The sequence below is a fragment of the Vibrio tetraodonis genome (assembly GCF_003350295.1).
Classification (GTDB): Bacteria; Pseudomonadota; Gammaproteobacteria; order Enterobacterales; family Vibrionaceae; genus Vibrio; species Vibrio tetraodonis.
The window spans coordinates 362776-380397 of record NZ_QLYY01000005.1; the positions used below are offsets into that span (position 1 = coordinate 362776).

The 17622-nt window shown below is 44.5% G+C and carries 18 protein-coding genes; all 18 read right to left on the reverse strand.

All coding sequences use genetic code 11. From position 1 onward, the window contains the following. Window positions 1–21: 21 nt before the first annotated feature. The gene (pstC, locus tag DPF90_RS01850) at window positions 22–954 is read right to left on the reverse strand and encodes a phosphate ABC transporter permease subunit PstC (protein WP_114784280.1); all 933 of its coding nucleotides are present in this window, start codon (window positions 952–954) and stop codon (window positions 22–24) included. Between the two features lie 91 nt (window positions 955–1045). After that, window positions 1046–1867 (reverse strand): phosphate ABC transporter substrate-binding protein, encoded by an 822-nt coding sequence (locus tag DPF90_RS01855; protein ID WP_114784067.1) that lies wholly within the window; start codon window positions 1865–1867, stop codon window positions 1046–1048. Window positions 1868–2054: 187 nt separating this feature from the next. Next, entirely contained in the window at window positions 2055–3491 is a 1437-nt protein-coding gene (locus DPF90_RS01860; RefSeq protein ID WP_114784069.1) for a coniferyl aldehyde dehydrogenase, read from the reverse strand. A 119-nt stretch (window positions 3492–3610) separates the two neighbouring features. Next, on the reverse strand, window positions 3611–5353 hold the full coding sequence (dsbD, locus tag DPF90_RS01865; RefSeq protein WP_114784071.1) for a protein-disulfide reductase DsbD: 1743 nt from the start codon (window positions 5351–5353) through the stop codon (window positions 3611–3613). Then, window positions 5347–6231: an FAD:protein FMN transferase gene (locus DPF90_RS01870; RefSeq protein WP_114784073.1), complete on the reverse strand. Its 885-nt coding sequence runs from the start codon at window positions 6229–6231 to the stop codon at window positions 5347–5349. Before DPF90_RS01870 ends, dsbD begins: the two co-directional genes overlap by 7 nt. Further along, window positions 6221–7444 (reverse strand): DUF3570 domain-containing protein, encoded by a 1224-nt coding sequence (locus tag DPF90_RS01875; protein WP_114784075.1) that lies wholly within the window; start codon window positions 7442–7444, stop codon window positions 6221–6223. The genes DPF90_RS01870 and DPF90_RS01875 overlap by 11 nt, the downstream gene beginning before the upstream one ends. Before the next feature lie 19 nt (window positions 7445–7463). Further along, window positions 7464–7937 carry a DUF4266 domain-containing protein gene (locus DPF90_RS01880; protein WP_114784077.1) on the reverse strand — a complete coding sequence of 158 codons (474 nt, stop codon included), beginning with the start codon at window positions 7935–7937 and terminating at the stop codon, window positions 7464–7466. Next, window positions 7934–8398, reverse strand: coding sequence for a TlpA family protein disulfide reductase (locus tag DPF90_RS01885; RefSeq protein ID WP_114784079.1), 465 nt, complete (start codon window positions 8396–8398; stop codon window positions 7934–7936). Before DPF90_RS01885 ends, DPF90_RS01880 begins: the two co-directional genes overlap by 4 nt. A gap of 25 nt (window positions 8399–8423) precedes the next feature. Beyond that, window positions 8424–9617, reverse strand: a complete 1194-nt coding sequence (locus DPF90_RS01890; RefSeq protein WP_114784081.1) for a vWA domain-containing protein — start codon at window positions 9615–9617, stop codon at window positions 8424–8426. Then, on the reverse strand, window positions 9610–10179 hold the full coding sequence (gene tadF / locus DPF90_RS01895; RefSeq protein WP_240314438.1) for a tight adherence pilus pseudopilin TadF: 570 nt from the start codon (window positions 10177–10179) through the stop codon (window positions 9610–9612). The genes DPF90_RS01890 and tadF overlap by 8 nt, the downstream gene beginning before the upstream one ends. Next, window positions 10169–10603 carry a TadE/TadG family type IV pilus assembly protein gene (locus tag DPF90_RS01900; RefSeq protein ID WP_114784085.1) on the reverse strand — a complete coding sequence of 145 codons (435 nt, stop codon included), beginning with the start codon at window positions 10601–10603 and terminating at the stop codon, window positions 10169–10171. Before DPF90_RS01900 ends, tadF begins: the two co-directional genes overlap by 11 nt. Beyond that, on the reverse strand, window positions 10603–11331 hold the full coding sequence (locus tag DPF90_RS01905) for a tetratricopeptide repeat protein (protein WP_114784087.1): 729 nt from the start codon (window positions 11329–11331) through the stop codon (window positions 10603–10605). The genes DPF90_RS01900 and DPF90_RS01905 overlap by 1 nt, the downstream gene beginning before the upstream one ends. Next, window positions 11328–12182 carry a type II secretion system F family protein gene (locus DPF90_RS01910; protein WP_114784089.1) on the reverse strand — a complete coding sequence of 285 codons (855 nt, stop codon included), beginning with the start codon at window positions 12180–12182 and terminating at the stop codon, window positions 11328–11330. Before DPF90_RS01910 ends, DPF90_RS01905 begins: the two co-directional genes overlap by 4 nt. Continuing rightward, on the reverse strand, window positions 12179–13084 hold the full coding sequence (locus DPF90_RS01915) for a type II secretion system F family protein (RefSeq protein WP_114784091.1): 906 nt from the start codon (window positions 13082–13084) through the stop codon (window positions 12179–12181). The genes DPF90_RS01910 and DPF90_RS01915 overlap by 4 nt, the downstream gene beginning before the upstream one ends. Then, window positions 13081–14409, reverse strand: coding sequence for a TadA family conjugal transfer-associated ATPase (locus DPF90_RS01920; RefSeq protein WP_114784093.1), 1329 nt, complete (start codon window positions 14407–14409; stop codon window positions 13081–13083). Before DPF90_RS01920 ends, DPF90_RS01915 begins: the two co-directional genes overlap by 4 nt. After that, window positions 14409–15575: a CpaE/TadZ family protein gene (locus tag DPF90_RS01925; protein WP_240314439.1), complete on the reverse strand. Its 1167-nt coding sequence runs from the start codon at window positions 15573–15575 to the stop codon at window positions 14409–14411. Before DPF90_RS01925 ends, DPF90_RS01920 begins: the two co-directional genes overlap by 1 nt. Further along, a complete protein-coding gene (locus DPF90_RS01930; protein ID WP_114784282.1) occupies window positions 15572–16198 on the reverse strand; it encodes a CpaD family pilus assembly lipoprotein in 627 nt (208 codons plus the stop codon). Before DPF90_RS01930 ends, DPF90_RS01925 begins: the two co-directional genes overlap by 4 nt. 7 nt (window positions 16199–16205) lie before the next feature. Beyond that, entirely contained in the window at window positions 16206–17612 is a 1407-nt protein-coding gene (locus DPF90_RS01935; protein WP_114784097.1) for a type II and III secretion system protein family protein, read from the reverse strand. Window positions 17613–17622 lie beyond the last annotated feature (10 nt).

Consider the following 17622-nt stretch of genomic DNA (forward strand, 5'->3'; position numbering starts at 1 on the left):
AATGATTACTTCCTCGTCCGCTTATTTGGCTTTTTCACGATTGAGATAAAGCAGTGCAGCATTTAGCATCATGATAAATACCAGAAGCACTACGCCAGTCGCATATAAAGCGTTGGCATGCACACCGCTCGCGTATGACATTTCAATCGCGATATTAGCGGTCAAAGTGCGCGCTGAATCTAAAATACCTTGCGGCATAGCAGGCGCATTACCCATCACCATAATGATGGCCATTGTCTCGCCAAGCGCACGGCCAATTCCCAAAATAACCCCCGTCATGATTCCTGAACGCGCTGCGGGAACAAGCAATTTAAAAATCGTGAATATTTTTGAAGCGCCAAGCGCCAACGAGCCTTCTTTATAGGTGTGAGGCACAGCGCGAATTGATGTTTCAGAAACAGTAATAACGGTCGGAAGAATCATCACGCCAAGAACAATTATCCCTGCCAAGATGGTATTCCCAGCTGGCACCTCAAAAATATCTTGAATTAAAGGTACTATGATGACAAGGCCAAAGAATCCGTACACAACCGATGGGATCCCTGCCAATAGTTCTACCGCAGGACGGATAATATCTGCAAGGCGTTTTGGGGCAATTTCAGCGATAAAAATAGCGGTCAAAACACCCACAGGGACGCCGACTAACACAGCGCCAAACGTTGAAACCACAGAGGCGACAATCATAGTCGCCACACCATAAAGTGCTGGAGGCAACCAATCTTGCCCAAGAACAATGCCAGAGACACCAGCCTCCTCAAAGGCAGGAATGGATTCTTGAACAATGAAGTAGGCAATAACCGCCAGAGACACAATGCCAATAACGGCACTAGTGAGGAATAAGCCATGAAAGATACGCTCTTTCACATCAACGCGACGTTTAGTGCGCAAACGTGGCTTAGGTAACTGAGTCGCTTGAGTATTCATAAGCTCGTCACTATTTGTTGCAATGGTCATAATCGTCATACCCTTCTTACAAACTGAGTTTGCTCGAAGTAAAGCAAAAGCTCAGCCCAAAGAAGGCTGAGCAATAAAAATATCAATTTAATTAGTGAACTGAGATGTAGCCATTACTCTCAACCAAAGATTGAGCTTCAGGAGTGTGCATCCAGTCTAGGAATTGTTGTGTTTCAGCTGAAGGCTTGCCATCTTTGTACAATACCAAGAACGGACGAGCTACTTTGTACGAGCCATTTTTCACATTATCGACATTAGCTTCTACACCATCAATGGGTAGAGCATGGACTGAGTTATCAACCGTACCTAGAGAAATATAACCAATAGCGTAAGGGTTTGAAGCAACCATAGTTTTCAGTGCTCCATTGCCGTTCGCCACTTGCGCGCGCTGTGAAATGGCCGAAACCTTGGTACCAGAGATTTTTTTGGTAAGCTTCATGATGTCTTCAAACGCGCCGCGTGTACCAGAAGCTGTGTCACGAGTAATGGTAACAATAGGTTTGTCTTCACCACCAACCTGTTTCCAGTTAGTTACTTCACCTTTGTAAATAGCGCTAACTTGATCAGCAGTTAAAGCTTGCAACGTGTTTTTAGGGTTAACTACAACCGCTATACCATCAAGCGCAACTTTCATCTCTTTAAGCTCAGGTTCCTTTTCTGATGCTTTTAAGTTGCGAGATGACATGCCAAGATCTGCCGAGCCATTTTTTGCCGCTTTGACACCAGCAGATGAACCTGGGCCTTGCACTTCAATAAACACGTTCGAGTGTGTTTTCATGTATGTTTCTGAGAAAACTTCCATCAGTGGCGTTACGCTACTAGAGCCTACCGCAGAGATCGTTTCCTTAGCAGAAACGGAAGTCACTGCCATTGCACCTAGAAGTGCTATTGCACCGATAACTGTCTTTTTCATCACAATTTCCTTAGCTGGCATCATTGCCACTTTGTTTCACATGATCGATGCTAACTTTAGGACTCAATTGTGACAGTTGTGTTTCACTTCGTTGAAGCCTACATGACAAGGTAAGTTTATTTTGAGTTTTCTATTGATAGTCAAAAACACTATGCAATAAATGAAAGTTATTGAAATATATAAATTTCTAGCGAACAAACAACCAACTGAGGAGCTTTTCAGCCATGTTTCTAAATCGCAGTAACATGGTACTTCTTGGCAACCAAGCTGGTGTATACAGAACCGTTTTTGCTTTGGAAAAGGTCAAAAAGCCCTCTTTCCCATGGTATTGACCAATACCTGATGCGCCAATGCCACCAAAAGGAGCATCTTCAATGGCAACCTGCAGTAATGAGTCATTAATTGCAATACCGCCACTGTGTGTTTGCTCTATAACTTGGCGCTGCAGAACTTTATCGGTTGACATCAAATACAAAGCGAGAGGTCTGGGGTTAAAATTAATGTAGCTCAGTGCTTCATAGAGATGGCTGTAGCCAATCACAGGTAAGATAGGGCCGAAGATCTCTTGCTGCATTACTTGCATATTTTCTGTGACACCCGTTACAAGGTGAGGCAGCATTTGACCTTCTTCCAAGGCAATATTTTCAATTGTGTGCACATCAGCGCCTCGATCGCGAGCATCATCTAACATGCTGCTAAGCCGCTGATATTGAGCTGAGTTGATGATGTGTGTGATCTGGGTCGTATCCTTGTTTTGCAAATACAGCTCGTGGTAGCGTTTTAGATACAGATCAACAAATGTCTGTTCTTTTCCTTTAGGTAGGAGTACGTAATCTGGCGAGACGCAAATTTGCCCTGAATTAATCGATTTACCAAGTAATACCGCATCCACGGCCGATCTTAGATCGATGTCATTATCTATGATGACTGGTGACTTACCGCCCAGCTCCAAAGTTATGGGGGTAAGGTTTTGCGCCGCAGCTTGAGCAACCAATTTCCCGACCTGAGTTGAGCCAGTGAAAATAAGATGATCGAAAGGCAGCTTAGAAAAATAGCTTGAGATATCAGCTTCACCCTCAACTGGATAAATATGCCCCTCCACACTGGTAAAGATATTACTTAATACAAGATTGGTGTGAGGAGTATGCTCGCTTAACTTAACCATGACGCGATTGCCCGCTGCAATGGCGGTAACAATTGGGGCAATGCTCAAAACAATTGGAAAATTCCATGGGACGATCACCCCCACCACACCAAGAGGCTGATACTCGACTCTCACCGAAGATGGAAATAGAAATAAACCAGACTTTCTCCGACTCGATCTCATCCACTTTTTGAGATGCTTAATGGTGTAATTGATGTGCATTATTGCTGGGAGTAAATCACAAACTAGGCTATCGAAACGAGTTCTTGAACCATAATCTAAACTTAATGCATCGATAAGAGCATCTTGGTTTTCAACCAACGCCCGCTTAAGAGACTTGAGTCTCTCTATACGGGCACTATGGGTCGAAAAAGGCTCGTTTTGATAATATGTTTTTACTTCCGCATAGAGTTGGTAAAGCTCTTCTTGAGTGCGGACATGCTCTTTTTGCCAGCGACTAAAATCAACAACGCCTTCCATCTGGTTATATTACCCAATTGCCTTTATGTCCGATAACTATAGTATGCCCACATTACACAGCGCAGTGACCAAAAACACAATTCTAATCAAGTCATCAGAATCTATGTACTTTAGACGTATTACAACTTAGCTATGACCGACTTAAAATGCTCAAGTCCAATAGTGCCGACCACTCTCTGCGGAGCAATTTCTGATCCACTGGCATCATAAAAGAAGACTGCAGGAGGGCCAAACACGTTTCGATCTGCTAACCAAGCCATCTGTTCAGGAGTACTTTCAGTGACATCAAACTTTATAGTCTTCCAGTCAGAAAACTTAGAAAGTACCATTCGATCAGTAAACACTTCGCTTTCAATGACCTTACACGACACACACCAATCCGCATACAGATCCAACATTACTCGCTGGTTTTGCTGCTTCGCTAAAGCTAGGCTTTGATCTAATGCGCGTACAGAATCCACTTTTACAAAAGGCAATAAAGACGTTTGTCCTTGTTTGGTTGGTGCAGAAACAAGGCTCAAAGGTTTAAGAGGATCGTGTGAGCCAAGTAACATGCCCACAAAAATAACAAGTCCGTAAAACAAAGACATGAATGCCGCTAGCTTTCTCGTTCTCGCCCAACCAGGCTGGGCAGAGTCCAAAGCCCCAAAATGAATACCACTGCCAGTAGCAAGTAGTGCCCATAACAGCATAACAAGCCATGAGGGCGCAAATCGACTGATCAAAACAATCGCCACAGCAAGTAAAAAAATACCGAATACTTGTTTGATGGCTATCATCCAAGGCCCGGATTTAGGCAACAACTTACCCCCACTCATCCCAATTAAAATCAATGGTACCCCCATGCCTAATGCCATAACAAATAAGGTCACACCACCTAGCACCCAGTTTTGTGTGGTCGACACGTACAACAAAGCACCTGCTAGTGGCGCACTCACACAAGGTGATACGACCAAAGCAGATAGAGCGCCCATGACAAAAACACCAGCAATTTTTCCTCCACCAATATTATCTGAACGAGACGTCAGCTTTTGCTGCAATGTTGATGGAAGCTGTAGCTCATAAAAACCAAACATGGCCAATGCAAGTAGAATAAATACGATAGCGAACAGAGACAATAACCATGGCTGCTGCATGGCCGCCTGAAGGTTAACCCCTTTGGCTAAGGTGGTCACCAAAATACCTGTCAACGCATAGCTTGAAGCCATACCAAACACATAGGAAGTTGACAGCATCAGCCCTTTTTTGCCTGTCATCTTAGCGTCACCGCCGATAATGCTCGAAAGGATTGGCACCATAGGTAAAACGCAGGGAGTAAGGGAAAGGCCAAGACCGAGTAAAAAGAAAATCAGCAAGGCTTGTGCTTTGGGCATGTGGACCAACAGCTCAGATAATCCTGTGGTATTTTCTGCTAAGCCACTGATATTTTTCCAACTCAAATCAGGTGGTGAACTAGACAAGCGAGCTGGTAAGTCCAGTGTTATTGTCTTGGGTAAATAACATAAACCTTGTTCAGAGCAACCTTGATAGCGGACTTTAATTTGCCCTTCACCACTGTATGGAATAAGTACCGTAACAGGTTGATTGAAGACAACCACATCACCAAAATACTTATCTTGCTTAGGTTTGCCCGCATACGAAAACTGAGGTTCGCTAAGCAAAACTTTGCTATTGGAAGAGAACTTAAACCTGCCTTTATAGAGATAATATTGCGGCTGGATAGCAAAATGGATCTGTACCCCTTGCTCTGTCACAGACCATTGATAAGGAAAGGCTTCCTCAACAGGCAGAAACTCTTGTTCCTGCGCCAAAGCGATCCAAGGAAAGTAGATGAAAAGTGCAAGAATAAACGTCCTTAGCATGCGACAAACTCCGTGTCCTGATGGATGGATAATTGATCGTCAATAAATACAACCCCAACCTCGCTTGGTACTTCTAGTTTGGGATCGATAGTGAGTGCGGTACTCAATGCACCGGCCTCTAGTGCGGTAGAAGCCAGCACACTGACTGAGAGTACGTTAGGGTGTGTTCCACATTGAGATAAAATATGCGAGCTTTGCTGATCAGCAAATTGGAAGCTCCGCTCATAATGAGCCGAAGTGGTTAGCGCCGCATTCACTAATGGCAAAGAGAACCACGGCTCACTTTTATTCTTTGGGTTTCTCACCGCCACATTAAACGCAGAGCCATCTGGCTTTTGACCCAAGGCTCTAATATCTCCGCCAAAGTTAACCAATGCTGATGATACACCCAGTGACTGAGCGATATTAATTGCTTGATCAACAGCAAATTCCTTAATCACACCACCAAGGTCAAACTGAGTCTCTAGTGCTGGGACAGTAAGCGTATGCTCTGCTATCGACCAAGCTTTAGGCCCCATAAAGTGTTTAGCACTCTCATAAGCCGTAGATTTATCCAGTTCGGGGTTTTTATTGATTAGCGACTTAACTGTTCCAACTGTTGGATCGAATATTCCTTTGGTTCCATCGACTAAACGTCTAACAACTTCAAACACTGTGTAGCTTTCATCATCCAAGGTTACAGTAGAGGTTTTACGCTGATTAACAACTTGGTTAAGCCATGATGACTGTGAATAAAAGTTATACTTTTCTTCTAATCGCTGGGTATTGGACTCGATCATCGCCGCGACACTTTGCGCATCAGCAGTGCCGTATATCTGGACTTCACACACGACTGTCATGGCTCGAAACCTATGCATAAAAGGAAAACTAGAATTCATAGGTTGCTCCAACCGCCCACCACTGGGCTTCAAATCCATTGGATTGCTCATAATAAGCGCCCAAAAGATTCAAACGTAACGTTTTATGCAGCTTTACACTCACTCCAAGCTCATACGAGTTAGCGGTAAAATCTCCCAGGCGCAAATCCGATGTCGCATATCCTGTTGATGCAAAAGTTGGGTCACTTCCATCAGGGTCGCGGTAAAAATCAGCCGCCGATTGTGTGTACCAAAAATATCCAGGTGCTAGTGTTAACCAACTATTTAGCTGCCAAGAAAATTTACCCCCAACCTGGTGTGAGCTAACGCCCCAATCGTCATTGAAAAACTTGTAACGCGGACGCAGCACAATGGAATCAGACAGGGACCAGAAAGCTTGAATATTTACACCACCAGACACGCGTTTATCTGGACGCGAATCCTGACCCAAAAAGACTTCATCAGACCCTATACTGCCATTGCCATCAATATCTACTTCCCTTAGGACGGTCAAGTAATGGTTACTCAAATATCCGGAGCGATATCCCGCATAAGCCGTTAAAATCATATAATAATTAGGCGTAAAAGTTTGCGATAATCCAGCTTCTAAGTTAGCAGTAAATATATCTTCCCAAGCTTGCGAGTTTCCCGTAGTTTCATACTTACCAAATGCCATGGTCTCATCGAACAAAGCTGACATACCCAAACTGTATGAGCGGTTCTTTTGGGAGTCAGCATATATTAACCCTTTGGCATTCACACCAAGACTTCTATAGTCTTCTTCGGTGGAATAGTTACCACCAAAAGTCCATTCATTGCGCAGCTCATCTCGATAAGTGACGCTGCCATTAATTGATTGACGAGTGTCTTCTAGTTCGTACTTTTGCACTTTGTAGTTACTGCTGTTTGGATCATAACCTGCACGTATAACTTGGTCTGTCATCCCCTGTGCTTGCTGAGTTTTGAGTGCTCGATTATTTGCATCAGCCACACTCGCAATCGGTGTTGTGGGCCCCCATGATGGAGATGCCCCAGAGACAGTGTCATAACCCAGTTCAAGGTTAATTGTCCAATCCAAACCAATGCTTTTTTCAATCGAAACAATACTGTCACCAGCTTTCACTTTGTCATCGTATTCCTGGTAATTAAGGTAGTGTACTGAAATATGATCTTCAGCCATTACGTTATTGGCCACAGCCGCTGCGCCAAGCAGAGTAATAGGTAATTTCTTCATTGTTATTTAGTTTAATAATCTAGTTACAACCGCAACCGCCGCCACCGACGCCACTGCCACCCACTGAGCCTTGTTTGTACGAAAAGACTTTTTCAGAAAACAAATCGAATTCAGGTACAGGCCCACCGGGCTTCATTTCTTTTTTAGCAAGTGTCCCTTTTTGCCAGGGTTTGACCGCCTCAATACCAAGCGCTTCATCGACAAAAGCCAAGGCGGAGGTGTCATTGATCTCTGCCTTGGGTGTCAATTTAGGTAAATTTAAGTTCTCTGCCTTTGGTTTCACCAATTCAATATTGCGCCGAACTCCGACTTCAGAGCGGCCACTGGTATATACCTGACTTGAGATAACCTCTTCTTCAACCGTCTTTTGCTGCACTGGATGCTCATTCTCCACAGTGCTTTTTTTACCCAAATGACTCAAATCGATTTTGGGCGCTGCGCCAAACACAGCTGAAGTAAGAAACAGAGTTGAAATCAATATGCTTAGCCTCATAGCTGAACTCCCATTTGGGCCAAGTCATCTAAAATAACGCTGCGAATATCCGTGATCGCGCCAAAACGAACTTTCACCACTTGGCCTTGATATACGTAATACAGAGCGGGCATCCCTACAGGCTTAAATTGTGCGATTAGCTGCTGCTTTGGATCGTTTACCACAGGAAAATTAAGCCCCAGAGACTTTTGAAATTCGAGCCCGACTTCAATATCCTCATCAACGTCAACACCCACAAAAGTAACGCCTGTCCCAGATAGCTCTCTATATAACTGATTAACGACTGGTAATTCATGGCGACAAGACACACACCATTCGGCAAAGAAATCGACAATAGTCAGTCGATTAGGATCCAACTTTAATTCATTCGAAGCACTCTCTGTCAGTGTCTCCCCTTCTTGAAATGCAAATGTGGTAAAAGGGGTACATATAACGAGCACCATAGCCAATAACTTAACCATTTTTATTTCCTTATGTTTTCTGAACTTATTTCTGTCCAAAGTTAAGTGTCGTGTCATAGTCGACATACAATACTTTTGAAAAATACTCATCCAGTTCCTGAGTATTGGTTGCCGACAAAACTTGACCTTTCAATTCGATATTGAGTGCGGCATCAACGCAGCGGCTAAACTGATCCAGTCGATAGTCAGGAATATTAAAGCCTATAAAGTTCAACTGAATACCGAACTCATTTGCCAAGCGATCACAAATTCCTGCAGAGATAAGCTCATCCAACGCTGAACTGCCGTCAACACCATCTGTCATCAAAATTAACCTTTGTGTAGGATGAGTAGAGTACGGACGATAATTCCACTCTTGACGCCACTCGGGTATGAGCTGTCTAGCGCCCCAAATCAATCCTTGGAATGAACTTGTTCCACCTGTAGTTTGCAAATTTTCAATGGCATGTTTAACCTCCCGCATATTGTCGGTCAGTGGCATAACGGGCGAGGAGCCGCTGCAATCAAGAAGAAAATCATTTTGTTCTTTCAGTTCCACTGTCTTTTCTGAGTGAATTTTATCTAAGTTAGATACTGTCTTTTCGGCAGAAAACCTATCGTTTTCATCTTTGCTTATCCCATTAGCACATTGCACACCCGTGACATTTGCCCATGCGGGATTAATCACAGACACACCGTCAGAAAAAGGCACAATTGAAATACTCACCGCTCTGCGCCCAGCAAGCTCAACATTGTTATGTTCAATGCGATTAACCGCTCGGCTAAGAATGTTTTTCAGGGTTTGAATGGAGTCAACCATGGAACTAGAAATATCCAGTACTAGCGCCATTTCTGTAGGCGTCACTTTTGCTACGTGGTGAATGTGGGTATGCTCCAATGCTCGAGACTCAGCAGCGTTAGAGCCCTGACCTATGCCCAATAGAGAAAAGGGACTATCAAGATGATAATTGATGCTAATTTCACAGTCCGTACCAAACTGATACTCACCACTCACCCCACGTATTTTAGGTTGGTAATAGTCTAAGTAAGCCTGGGAAAGATCAGCTTCAGAGGTGGCACCAAATGCACAAGCTAATGCTACCGTATCGGCTGCTTGCATCGCACGATTGTGGAGCTGAATATTAAACCCAACCATAATAGTAGTCAGTGCTAATGCTAATAAAGGTACTAACAGAGCAAGAAAAGACAAAGAAACAGAACCAAACACCCGATTACGCACTGTACTTTCTCCCAATCACCGCAGCTTGACTTTGAAGCTTTGTAGCCAACGGAAAATCTAACCACTCAAAAATCGAGTTCACAGATTCTAAAGGTTTAGACACACACAAAGTGACTTGGTAAAGGTCAGCCGTCTTTCCTTGAAGAGACGCAATCATTCTCTGACTTTTGGGAGCAAGAGAGGCAAGTGATTCAATCTGCCTTTCACCCTGACAATCGTTGCCTAAGCGTTGGGTGATAATTTGGGTCTCATTCCCTGAAGAAAAGCGCATTTCCAATATCAAACCTACGCGGCTTAAATCCAAATCATCGGGTAAGGAGGGTTTCGCTAAAACCATTAGGTGGTCAGCACTCTCGGGGTAGTACGGTGTGATCTGCCCATTTGGCACTAGCGCTCGCGATGCAGCGCTGACCAGAGAATAGGCCGTACTGTCTAAGCGAGTTTGTAGATACAAGATTTTGTATACCGCGAACAAACCCAGAACGATCACCAAAAACCCTACAACCATTGCAGGGAATTCGATAGCAGCTGAACCGCGTTGCCTGTGCGCCTTACACATCATAGCTCACCAACACTGTGCGGCTTAAGTTGGTCAGAGATGGCAAAGACTCTGAAAATTTGGGAGCCAACAAAAACTGGAATTGATAGTTAATACGATATTGGGCAAGCACAGCCTGAGGCGAACTGACCAACTGACCTGATGCTAAAGACGCTACACTATCGGCATAGCTAGGAGCATCAACTTGAATATTATCCAAACTCAATAGAGGGAACTGAGCAATATGCTCGCGCATTTTTTCTGCGACGGTAGGCGAAGGTATCATTGTTCGGGCATCACGAATCGCTGACGATACCGCAGATTCAAAAACCATAGTCACCCACATAAGCCGAACTAGCTCAAAGCCGACTAACACAAGCATCATCAGCGGCAATATTACCAACGCAAACTCTATTGTCTGACTACCTTTGTTGCGACGAAACATCATTAACGAATTCCTTGTTTCGCAAGAGCTTGGTAATAAAAAAGCGTGCTCTCAAGTTCTGATCGACTGAGCTCAGCGGAGGCGATAGTTTTAGCCGCGTCAAGCTTACCGCTAGACGCATAAGATAAAGCGAGATTCAGCCGCATCTTACTTGTTGCTTCTCCTCGGCTATAAATAGGATATAAGATTTGAATACTTTGTTCTGGCCGACCATCTAAGAGCCAACCTAACGCTAGGTTATTTCGATACTCCATACTGTCGGGCCGAATGTTTATCGCGCTTTTAAACGCATCACGAGCCTTGATGTAGTCTTTTTGTAGTGAGTAAGCCACACCCAAACTATTTAATGCTACGTCGTCCATTTTATTCGTCTCAACAGCATCAAACAGCTTACTTTCAGCGAGTTGGACATTACCAATAGCAAGATGCGCTCGACCTAATTCCCGATCAAATTCTGATGATGGTGCCAGTGCACTGCCTTTTGTCAGATAATGTAGCGCTTCATCGTATCGCGCAGCTTGATTACAAGCATTACCAGCCAAAAAGAGCAGCTGCGCATCATTGGGGTTTTGCTTGAGCTTTTGCTTGTATATTTCTAAAGCATTATCTGGATGGCCATTAGTTAATGCGGTTTGTGCAAGCTGTAAATCTTGGTCGCTAGGCTGATTTTTTGTCGACTGACAACCCACAACAAAGATTCCAGCCCATAAGAGGATCAACAACCGGCTCATAATCTCTCCAAGGTATCAAATAGGCTTAAGACAACTGGGGCAACGATCATGACCACCACAGGAAGCATGATCAAAACGACAAGAGGGAAAGACATTTTTGCTGGGATCTTACCTGCCCATTCTTCGAGTTCAAGCAACTGATAATGGCGGCTATCCGCTGCTATTAGGCTCAAAGCCTGCGAAAGTGGTGTACCAAACTTCAGTGCTTGACACATGGTTACCACCATATTGTTGATATCGGAAAGTTCCAGCCTTTGATCTAGATTAGTGAGTGCCTGTATGGGCGAATCAAGTACGGCCATTTCTGTCGCCGTCTGACACCATTGACCAGAAAACGCCGAAGAAACGTCTGCCATTTCTTCGCCCACAATTCGAAATGCTCTCTCAAGCGTCAAGCCAGACGCAACACACACAACCATAAGATCGAGTGCATCTGGAAGTACCCTGGCTACTTGGCAACGAATCCTGTCCACCCATACTTTTAGTAAGCGGTCGACTAGAATACCGAGTAATATAGAAATGGCGACACACTGAGCCACATCTACTAGAGACCCTGTTAGATCTCTCAGAGCAAACCACAGCAATGCACCCACGACCATGATAGAAAGCCGAAACAATACAAACAGTGTTTCAGCTAAATCGTGATTAAACCCGATTAACGCTAATGCTTTACGACGCTCAGGGTCGGACTTCCAACGCCATTTGATCCTTTGTGAGTTAGCGGTAAGAGACACAGAGCTCACCTGATTAAGGCGGCGCTGAACCAAGTCTTGCTGACGCGCTAGCCTAAAACACATCAAGGAACTAAAGACACCAGTAATAATCAAAACAGTCGCTATCATGGTGATCATGAGAACTTCCTATTTTTGGTGAGCGAATGCAGCATCAACCCACCTAGCGCTAGGCTGAGGCCACAATAAATGAGCACCCACTGGCCACTTTCACTGTAGATGAGTAATTCGAACAAAGATGGATCAATCCAAGAAACCGCCAATACAAGAAAAACGGGCAGAAACGACAAAAACTTCGCCGTCATCCTAGGCTCTGAGGTTATGCTGGCAACCTTCTTTCGCATCGCCCGATTGTCATGCAGCGTTCTGCTCAGGTTGTGCAAGATATCTCTCAATTGCCCGCCATTACTTTGATTGAGTACTAACGCGACAGTAAAGTATCGAAAAGTGTTATAGGGCAAACGAGTACATGCCTCATCCAAAGCTTGGCGCAGCGGAATACCAAGAGATAAGTTATCGTTAATGCGAGAAAATTCTCTACCTAGTACCCCCTCTTGAGTTTTCGCTACCTGCTCTAACGCCTGCTGAACAGACAGCCCAGCAGAAACCGCTCGGCTCACTAAACCCAAGACCTGTACAATAGCTTTCTCAAACTCTTCGACCTGCTGCCTGCGGCGCAAGGCAAACAAAACGCCAAACAGCCCAATCATACAAGAGATAACTAACAAAGCTTGCCAGTACCAATGTTGCGGTGGTAGCCACCAAGAAATCAAAAACGGCAGTATGCAAGCTGTTAAAGCCAGAAATATCTTATCTTGACGTCGCAATAGTGCTTGAGTCCGGCGCCAAAAGCCTCCAACTGGCCCTGCTGAATATCGCGGCTTAACAATAGCTTTCGCTATAGGCTTGGGCTGAGCAATATATCGGACTAACCGCAGTTTGACGCACCGACGACGCTGCCAATAGTGTTTCAAAGCCAGTAGACTGCCTAAGCACCAAATCGTGAACAAGATTATGCTCATACTGCAAGCCTCATTGCAGCGCGCAGCTGAGAATCAAGTTGATAGTGCTGTGCTTTAGCAACAAAGGAAGGAAGGCGCCGAGCACTGACATATTCACCTAAAATCTTACCTTGGTGATCTTCACCATGAGTATCAAAATGATACAAATCTTGAGTGATATATTGATCGCTTTCGATGCCAACCACTTCGGTTATCGCGACTATGCGCCGCTTTCCATCACGCATCCTATCAACTTGTATAACGATATCTATCGTATCGGCAATTTGACGACGCAAGGCAAATAAGGGTAAGGTCGATTGCGCCATCATAAGCATGTTTTCAACTCTGACTAATGCATCGGCAGGTGAATTGGCGTGTAAAGTAGACAAAGAGCCGTCATGACCTGTATTCATCGCCTGCATCATTTCAAAGGCTTCTTCACCCCTTACTTCTCCAAGTATGATGCGGTCAGGACGCATCCTTAATGCATTCCTAACCAGTTCTCTTTGAGTGATTGCAGCCAATCCTTCGGCATTTTCAGAGCGCGTTTCTGAACGCACCACATGAGGTTGCTGGAGTTTAAGCTCCGCCGCATCTTCAATAGTAATAATACGTTCATGAGGAGGGATGCTAAACGACATCGCATTGAGCAATGTGGTTTTACCCGCACCCGTTCCTCCAGCGATGAGCACATTCAATCGACAACGAACAATGACATCAAGCAAATGCATCATCCCTTCACTCAACGCATCATTTTGTACCATTTGGCTTAAGGACAGTTTTTCATGATTGAACTTGCGAATAGAAATGCACGTTCCATCGAGCGCTAGCGGAGGGATCATCACATTAACACGGCTGCCATCTTCCAAGCGAGCATCAACCAAAGGAGAACTTTCATCAATGCGACGTCCAACTTTACTGACAATTCGCCTCGCCATGTTAAGTAATTGTTCTTCAGAGCGAAATTCGATGGCGGTTTTATGCAACCTACCCAGCTTCTCGACATACACCTCATTAGGTCCATTAACCATGATGTCACTTACGCTGGGATCGTCGATTAAAGGTTGAAGAGGTCCTAAACCCAGTAACTCATCGACCAATTGCTGAACAACCTTAGTGACTTCACGATGACCGAGCGGCAGTTGGTGAGTAGCAACCACATCTGTAACCAATGCAAGAATTCTTGCCTCCAACTCATTCGAGCTCAGTTTTACAACCGCACTCGCTTCTATCGTATTCACCACCTTAGAGTGGATAAGCTGGTAATGATCACGAATGGGATCGGAGTGAGGCGTACCTAGCTGAGTATGGCTAGGAGTGTCAATGAGTCGAGAAGACTTAAACATTAAGCGCCCCTCTTCCAAAACTGGAATGATCTCGGGCTTTCAACGCCCATCACTTTATCAGCTAACAAACAAAACGCTCGGCTGACTTTACGGTGGCCCTTGACTGCGGACTGACCAAGCGCGCTTTTGTTTAAAAAATGTAAAGGAGCAAAAGGAATCGAGACATCAATTTCAGCGCCTAAAGCACGATGAATATCGTTTAATGTTAATAATGACGCTTTATCAGATTTAGTATGATTGACCACCAATAAGTTCTTTCTGTTGAAAGCCGCTTGCTCCCCGGAAGATAAAATACTTAATATCTGTCCAGCATTACGAATCGCGGCCAAACTAGGTTCTATGACCAAAATACGCGCATCAGAGCTCTTTAATGCGCTCATACCTACTTGATCTCTCAGTGAAAACGCCGGGATATCAAAAATTAGACTGTCTGTGTGCTGTGAACAAAACTTACTAAAATGCTCAAGCGCTTGTTTTTCTGGCCAAAATGGATCGCTATCCAACGGCAGATAACCAGTTAGGAGCGACAGATTTGTATCTACATTTATGCTGCTTCGCTCAAATACCACAGGTTCGAGACGCTCAGGATATTGCAGCATTTCGACCAATGCCGCATTGCCTTGTACGTCAAAATGTAAATCCAGATCGCCTGCTGAAAAATCAAGGTCAGCGACCATCACTGACTGCCGCCTCTCGCTCAAAATTCGAGCTAAATTGGCGACAACGGTCGAAGTCCCGACCCCACCTTTACAACCAACCACAGAAATACGACTGCCCATTGACTGAGTTTGCTGCTGGTCATGAAAATCCACCGCCACTAAGCCATGTTCAAGCACAGGGTTAACCAGATATTCAATCGCCCCTGCTTCACAAATAGCACGATAGTAAGGGATAGTCTGATCATCACCGATGGCAATCACTTTGCAGCCCGTACGACGATTCATATCACTCACCCAAACACGCGCCTCTTCTACAGGCATACTCATTACATCTAGGGCTATCACATCGTGGCTGTCCGATAAGGCTTGCTTGATGAGTAGTTCTCTGTCCAAAGCAACTTGAGTCAGTTGGGTTATCCCACGCTCAGCAAACGCCAAACTTAAGTGATAAGTATCAAGGGAAGGAGAGGCCGCGACTAATACTGAAAAGCTATCGACTTTCATCATTGGTTACCTGCTGTAATACCGACACTGGAATCCGAGTTTTGGCTACTACTATTGTTCGCCGAAGGGCTGACATAAGCATCGATAGCAGCAACTGCTTTTTCGCCATTGGCAGGTCCCAAACGCTCTCCCACAATCAACTCTTTCGGATTGGCAACCATTTGAGCAAGAGCAGCCGCGCTGCTGCAGCCATAAGCCTGATGTGATTGATATTGGTTAAACACTACTGGCTGCATTTTGCTGGCTCCGCAATTTGCCACTTTGGCGCGAAATGATTCAACAATAAGCTGAATATCACCTTGCAGAGGTGGGCTTGCGTCCTGGGTAATTATTTTGCTTTCACTAATGCCGCGAGCGAGTAAAACTTGACGTATTTTCTCTAATTGATCACCTCCCTGGGCTGAACCACTAACCAACTTGACTCGCAAACCATAGGGATTACCGCGTTTAGCAATAAAGTCTTCAACTTTCAGGATCTGCTCGGTAGATAGCTCATTGTTATCAAGTGTAAGAGTCAGCTTATTGGTGACAGCAACAACATCAATAGCAGGTTGTTTAGCAATACGGTCATGCACGCAGCCACCCAATACCAATAAAATCGGCAAAACAAACAGATTTAGTCTCATCTTCACCTCAGTAGTAAAATCCATTATCACCTAACAAACGCGGTTTGCGGTTGTCGGTATAAGTTGCATCACCGCTGGCTGCGGCATCCTTTTTACTCGGTAGTGCTAATAACCTTTCTAGGTCACTCTGGGGGATCAAAGTATCCGTCGGTAAAGCAAAGTTATTAGAGCGGGTAGGCTCAACCAGATAAGCCGTCGCAATGATGATTAGCTCTGTCTCTCGACGCTGATATTGGTTAGAGCGAAATAGAGTACCTAAGATTGGAATATCCCCTATTCCTGGCACTTTTTGTAACTGATCGATTTCACTACTTTGCAACAAACCACCAAGAGCAAAGCTTTGTCCGCTCGCCAACTCTATCGTGGTTGAAGCCCTACGTGAAGTGAAAGAGGGCAGCACATTACCATTAAATACGGCTTGATTGTCCACCGAGACACTGCTCACTTCCGGCTCAACTTTTAGACTGATTCGATCAGGGCCAAGCACTATAGGTTTGAAGTTAAGATTAACGCCAAAAGGACGGTATTCAACCTTTGCAGTATCGCCTTGAATCAAAGGAATTGGCACTTCTCCCCCGACAAGAAAACTCGCTTCTTCACCCGAAATTGCCGATAGGTTGGGCTCAGCTAAAATCGACATATCACCCGTCGATGCCAAGGCATCAACTAAGGCACTAAAGTTAGGTTTAGTCCAACTGCTGACACCAGATGGTTTGTTGTACATAAAACTGCCAATCACATTCTCAGCGCTACTCCCTTCCCCCATTAATGATCCCCATTTAATGCCCAATGTATTTGACACATTACGAGAAACTTCTGCAATTCGAACACGTATGTTGACTTGGGTTGGCATGGTGACAAGTAGCTGATTGATCAGTTCATCATTGTTCTCTGAGCTTGGCTCGGCTTGTTGTGTTGATGAGCTATCAGATTGAGAAGAATCACTATCATTTGAGCCTTGGGACGCAGTGATCGGAGATAGATAGCCTTTCGCCACATTAACTATGCTATGTGCCATAGCTGGACTTGGTACTGAACCTTTAAGCCATAACTTTCCACCCAAAGATTCAGTCTTGACTGAGGCCTCAGGAAACTGAGTTTTAATCAGACTATCTAACTCTTGAGTATCATGAACAACACGAATCTTATTGCTGTATATTACCTGCTCTTTATCGTTCAAAATGGTCATTGTCGCCGTGCCAGCTTGCTTACCAAATACCATTAATTTGGTATTTGTCATTGGCTGATAGTCAGCAATATGCGTGTTAGAGATAAAAATCGATTTTGCCTTTTGGGGCAAACGTACCATTTGCGCTTCATTTATGTTTACTTCAAGCGCTGACGCCCAAGAAGAGCATGTAAAAAACAAGCTAGGAAGCAATAACAAGCCCCACCAGCGCAGTAATGTAGTCATTGGTTGTTCC

What these genes read in the sequence shown, in the direction of transcription:
- DPF90_RS01905 (WP_114784087.1), bottom strand. Translation starts at nt 11,331, where the DNA reads ATGAGCCGGTTGTTGATCCTCTTATGGGCTGGAATCTTTGTTGTGGGT.
- dsbD (WP_114784071.1), bottom strand. Translation starts at nt 5,353, where the DNA reads ATGCTAAGGACGTTTATTCTTGCACTTTTCATCTACTTTCCTTGGATC.
- DPF90_RS01935 (WP_114784097.1), bottom strand. Translation starts at nt 17,612, where the DNA reads ATGACTACATTACTGCGCTGGTGGGGCTTGTTATTGCTTCCTAGCTTG.
- DPF90_RS01925 (WP_240314439.1), bottom strand. Translation starts at nt 15,575, where the DNA reads ATGATGAAAGTCGATAGCTTTTCAGTATTAGTCGCGGCCTCTCCTTCC.
- DPF90_RS01915 (WP_114784091.1), bottom strand. Translation starts at nt 13,084, where the DNA reads ATGAGCATAATCTTGTTCACGATTTGGTGCTTAGGCAGTCTACTGGCT.
- DPF90_RS01930 (WP_114784282.1), bottom strand. Translation starts at nt 16,198, where the DNA reads ATGAGACTAAATCTGTTTGTTTTGCCGATTTTATTGGTATTGGGTGGC.
- DPF90_RS01880 (WP_114784077.1), bottom strand. Translation starts at nt 7,937, where the DNA reads ATGAGGCTAAGCATATTGATTTCAACTCTGTTTCTTACTTCAGCTGTG.
- DPF90_RS01885 (WP_114784079.1), bottom strand. Translation starts at nt 8,398, where the DNA reads ATGGTTAAGTTATTGGCTATGGTGCTCGTTATATGTACCCCTTTTACC.
- DPF90_RS01860 (WP_114784069.1), bottom strand. Translation starts at nt 3,491, where the DNA reads ATGGAAGGCGTTGTTGATTTTAGTCGCTGGCAAAAAGAGCATGTCCGC.
- tadF (WP_240314438.1), bottom strand. Translation starts at nt 10,179, where the DNA reads ATGATGTGTAAGGCGCACAGGCAACGCGGTTCAGCTGCTATCGAATTC.
- DPF90_RS01900 (WP_114784085.1), bottom strand. Translation starts at nt 10,603, where the DNA reads ATGATGTTTCGTCGCAACAAAGGTAGTCAGACAATAGAGTTTGCGTTG.
- DPF90_RS01875 (WP_114784075.1), bottom strand. Translation starts at nt 7,444, where the DNA reads ATGAAGAAATTACCTATTACTCTGCTTGGCGCAGCGGCTGTGGCCAAT.
- DPF90_RS01870 (WP_114784073.1), bottom strand. Translation starts at nt 6,231, where the DNA reads ATGAATTCTAGTTTTCCTTTTATGCATAGGTTTCGAGCCATGACAGTC.
- DPF90_RS01910 (WP_114784089.1), bottom strand. Translation starts at nt 12,182, where the DNA reads ATGATCACCATGATAGCGACTGTTTTGATTATTACTGGTGTCTTTAGT.
- DPF90_RS01920 (WP_114784093.1), bottom strand. Translation starts at nt 14,409, where the DNA reads ATGTTTAAGTCTTCTCGACTCATTGACACTCCTAGCCATACTCAGCTA.
- DPF90_RS01855 (WP_114784067.1), bottom strand. Translation starts at nt 1,867, where the DNA reads ATGAAAAAGACAGTTATCGGTGCAATAGCACTTCTAGGTGCAATGGCA.
- pstC (WP_114784280.1), bottom strand. Translation starts at nt 954, where the DNA reads ATGACCATTGCAACAAATAGTGACGAGCTTATGAATACTCAAGCGACT.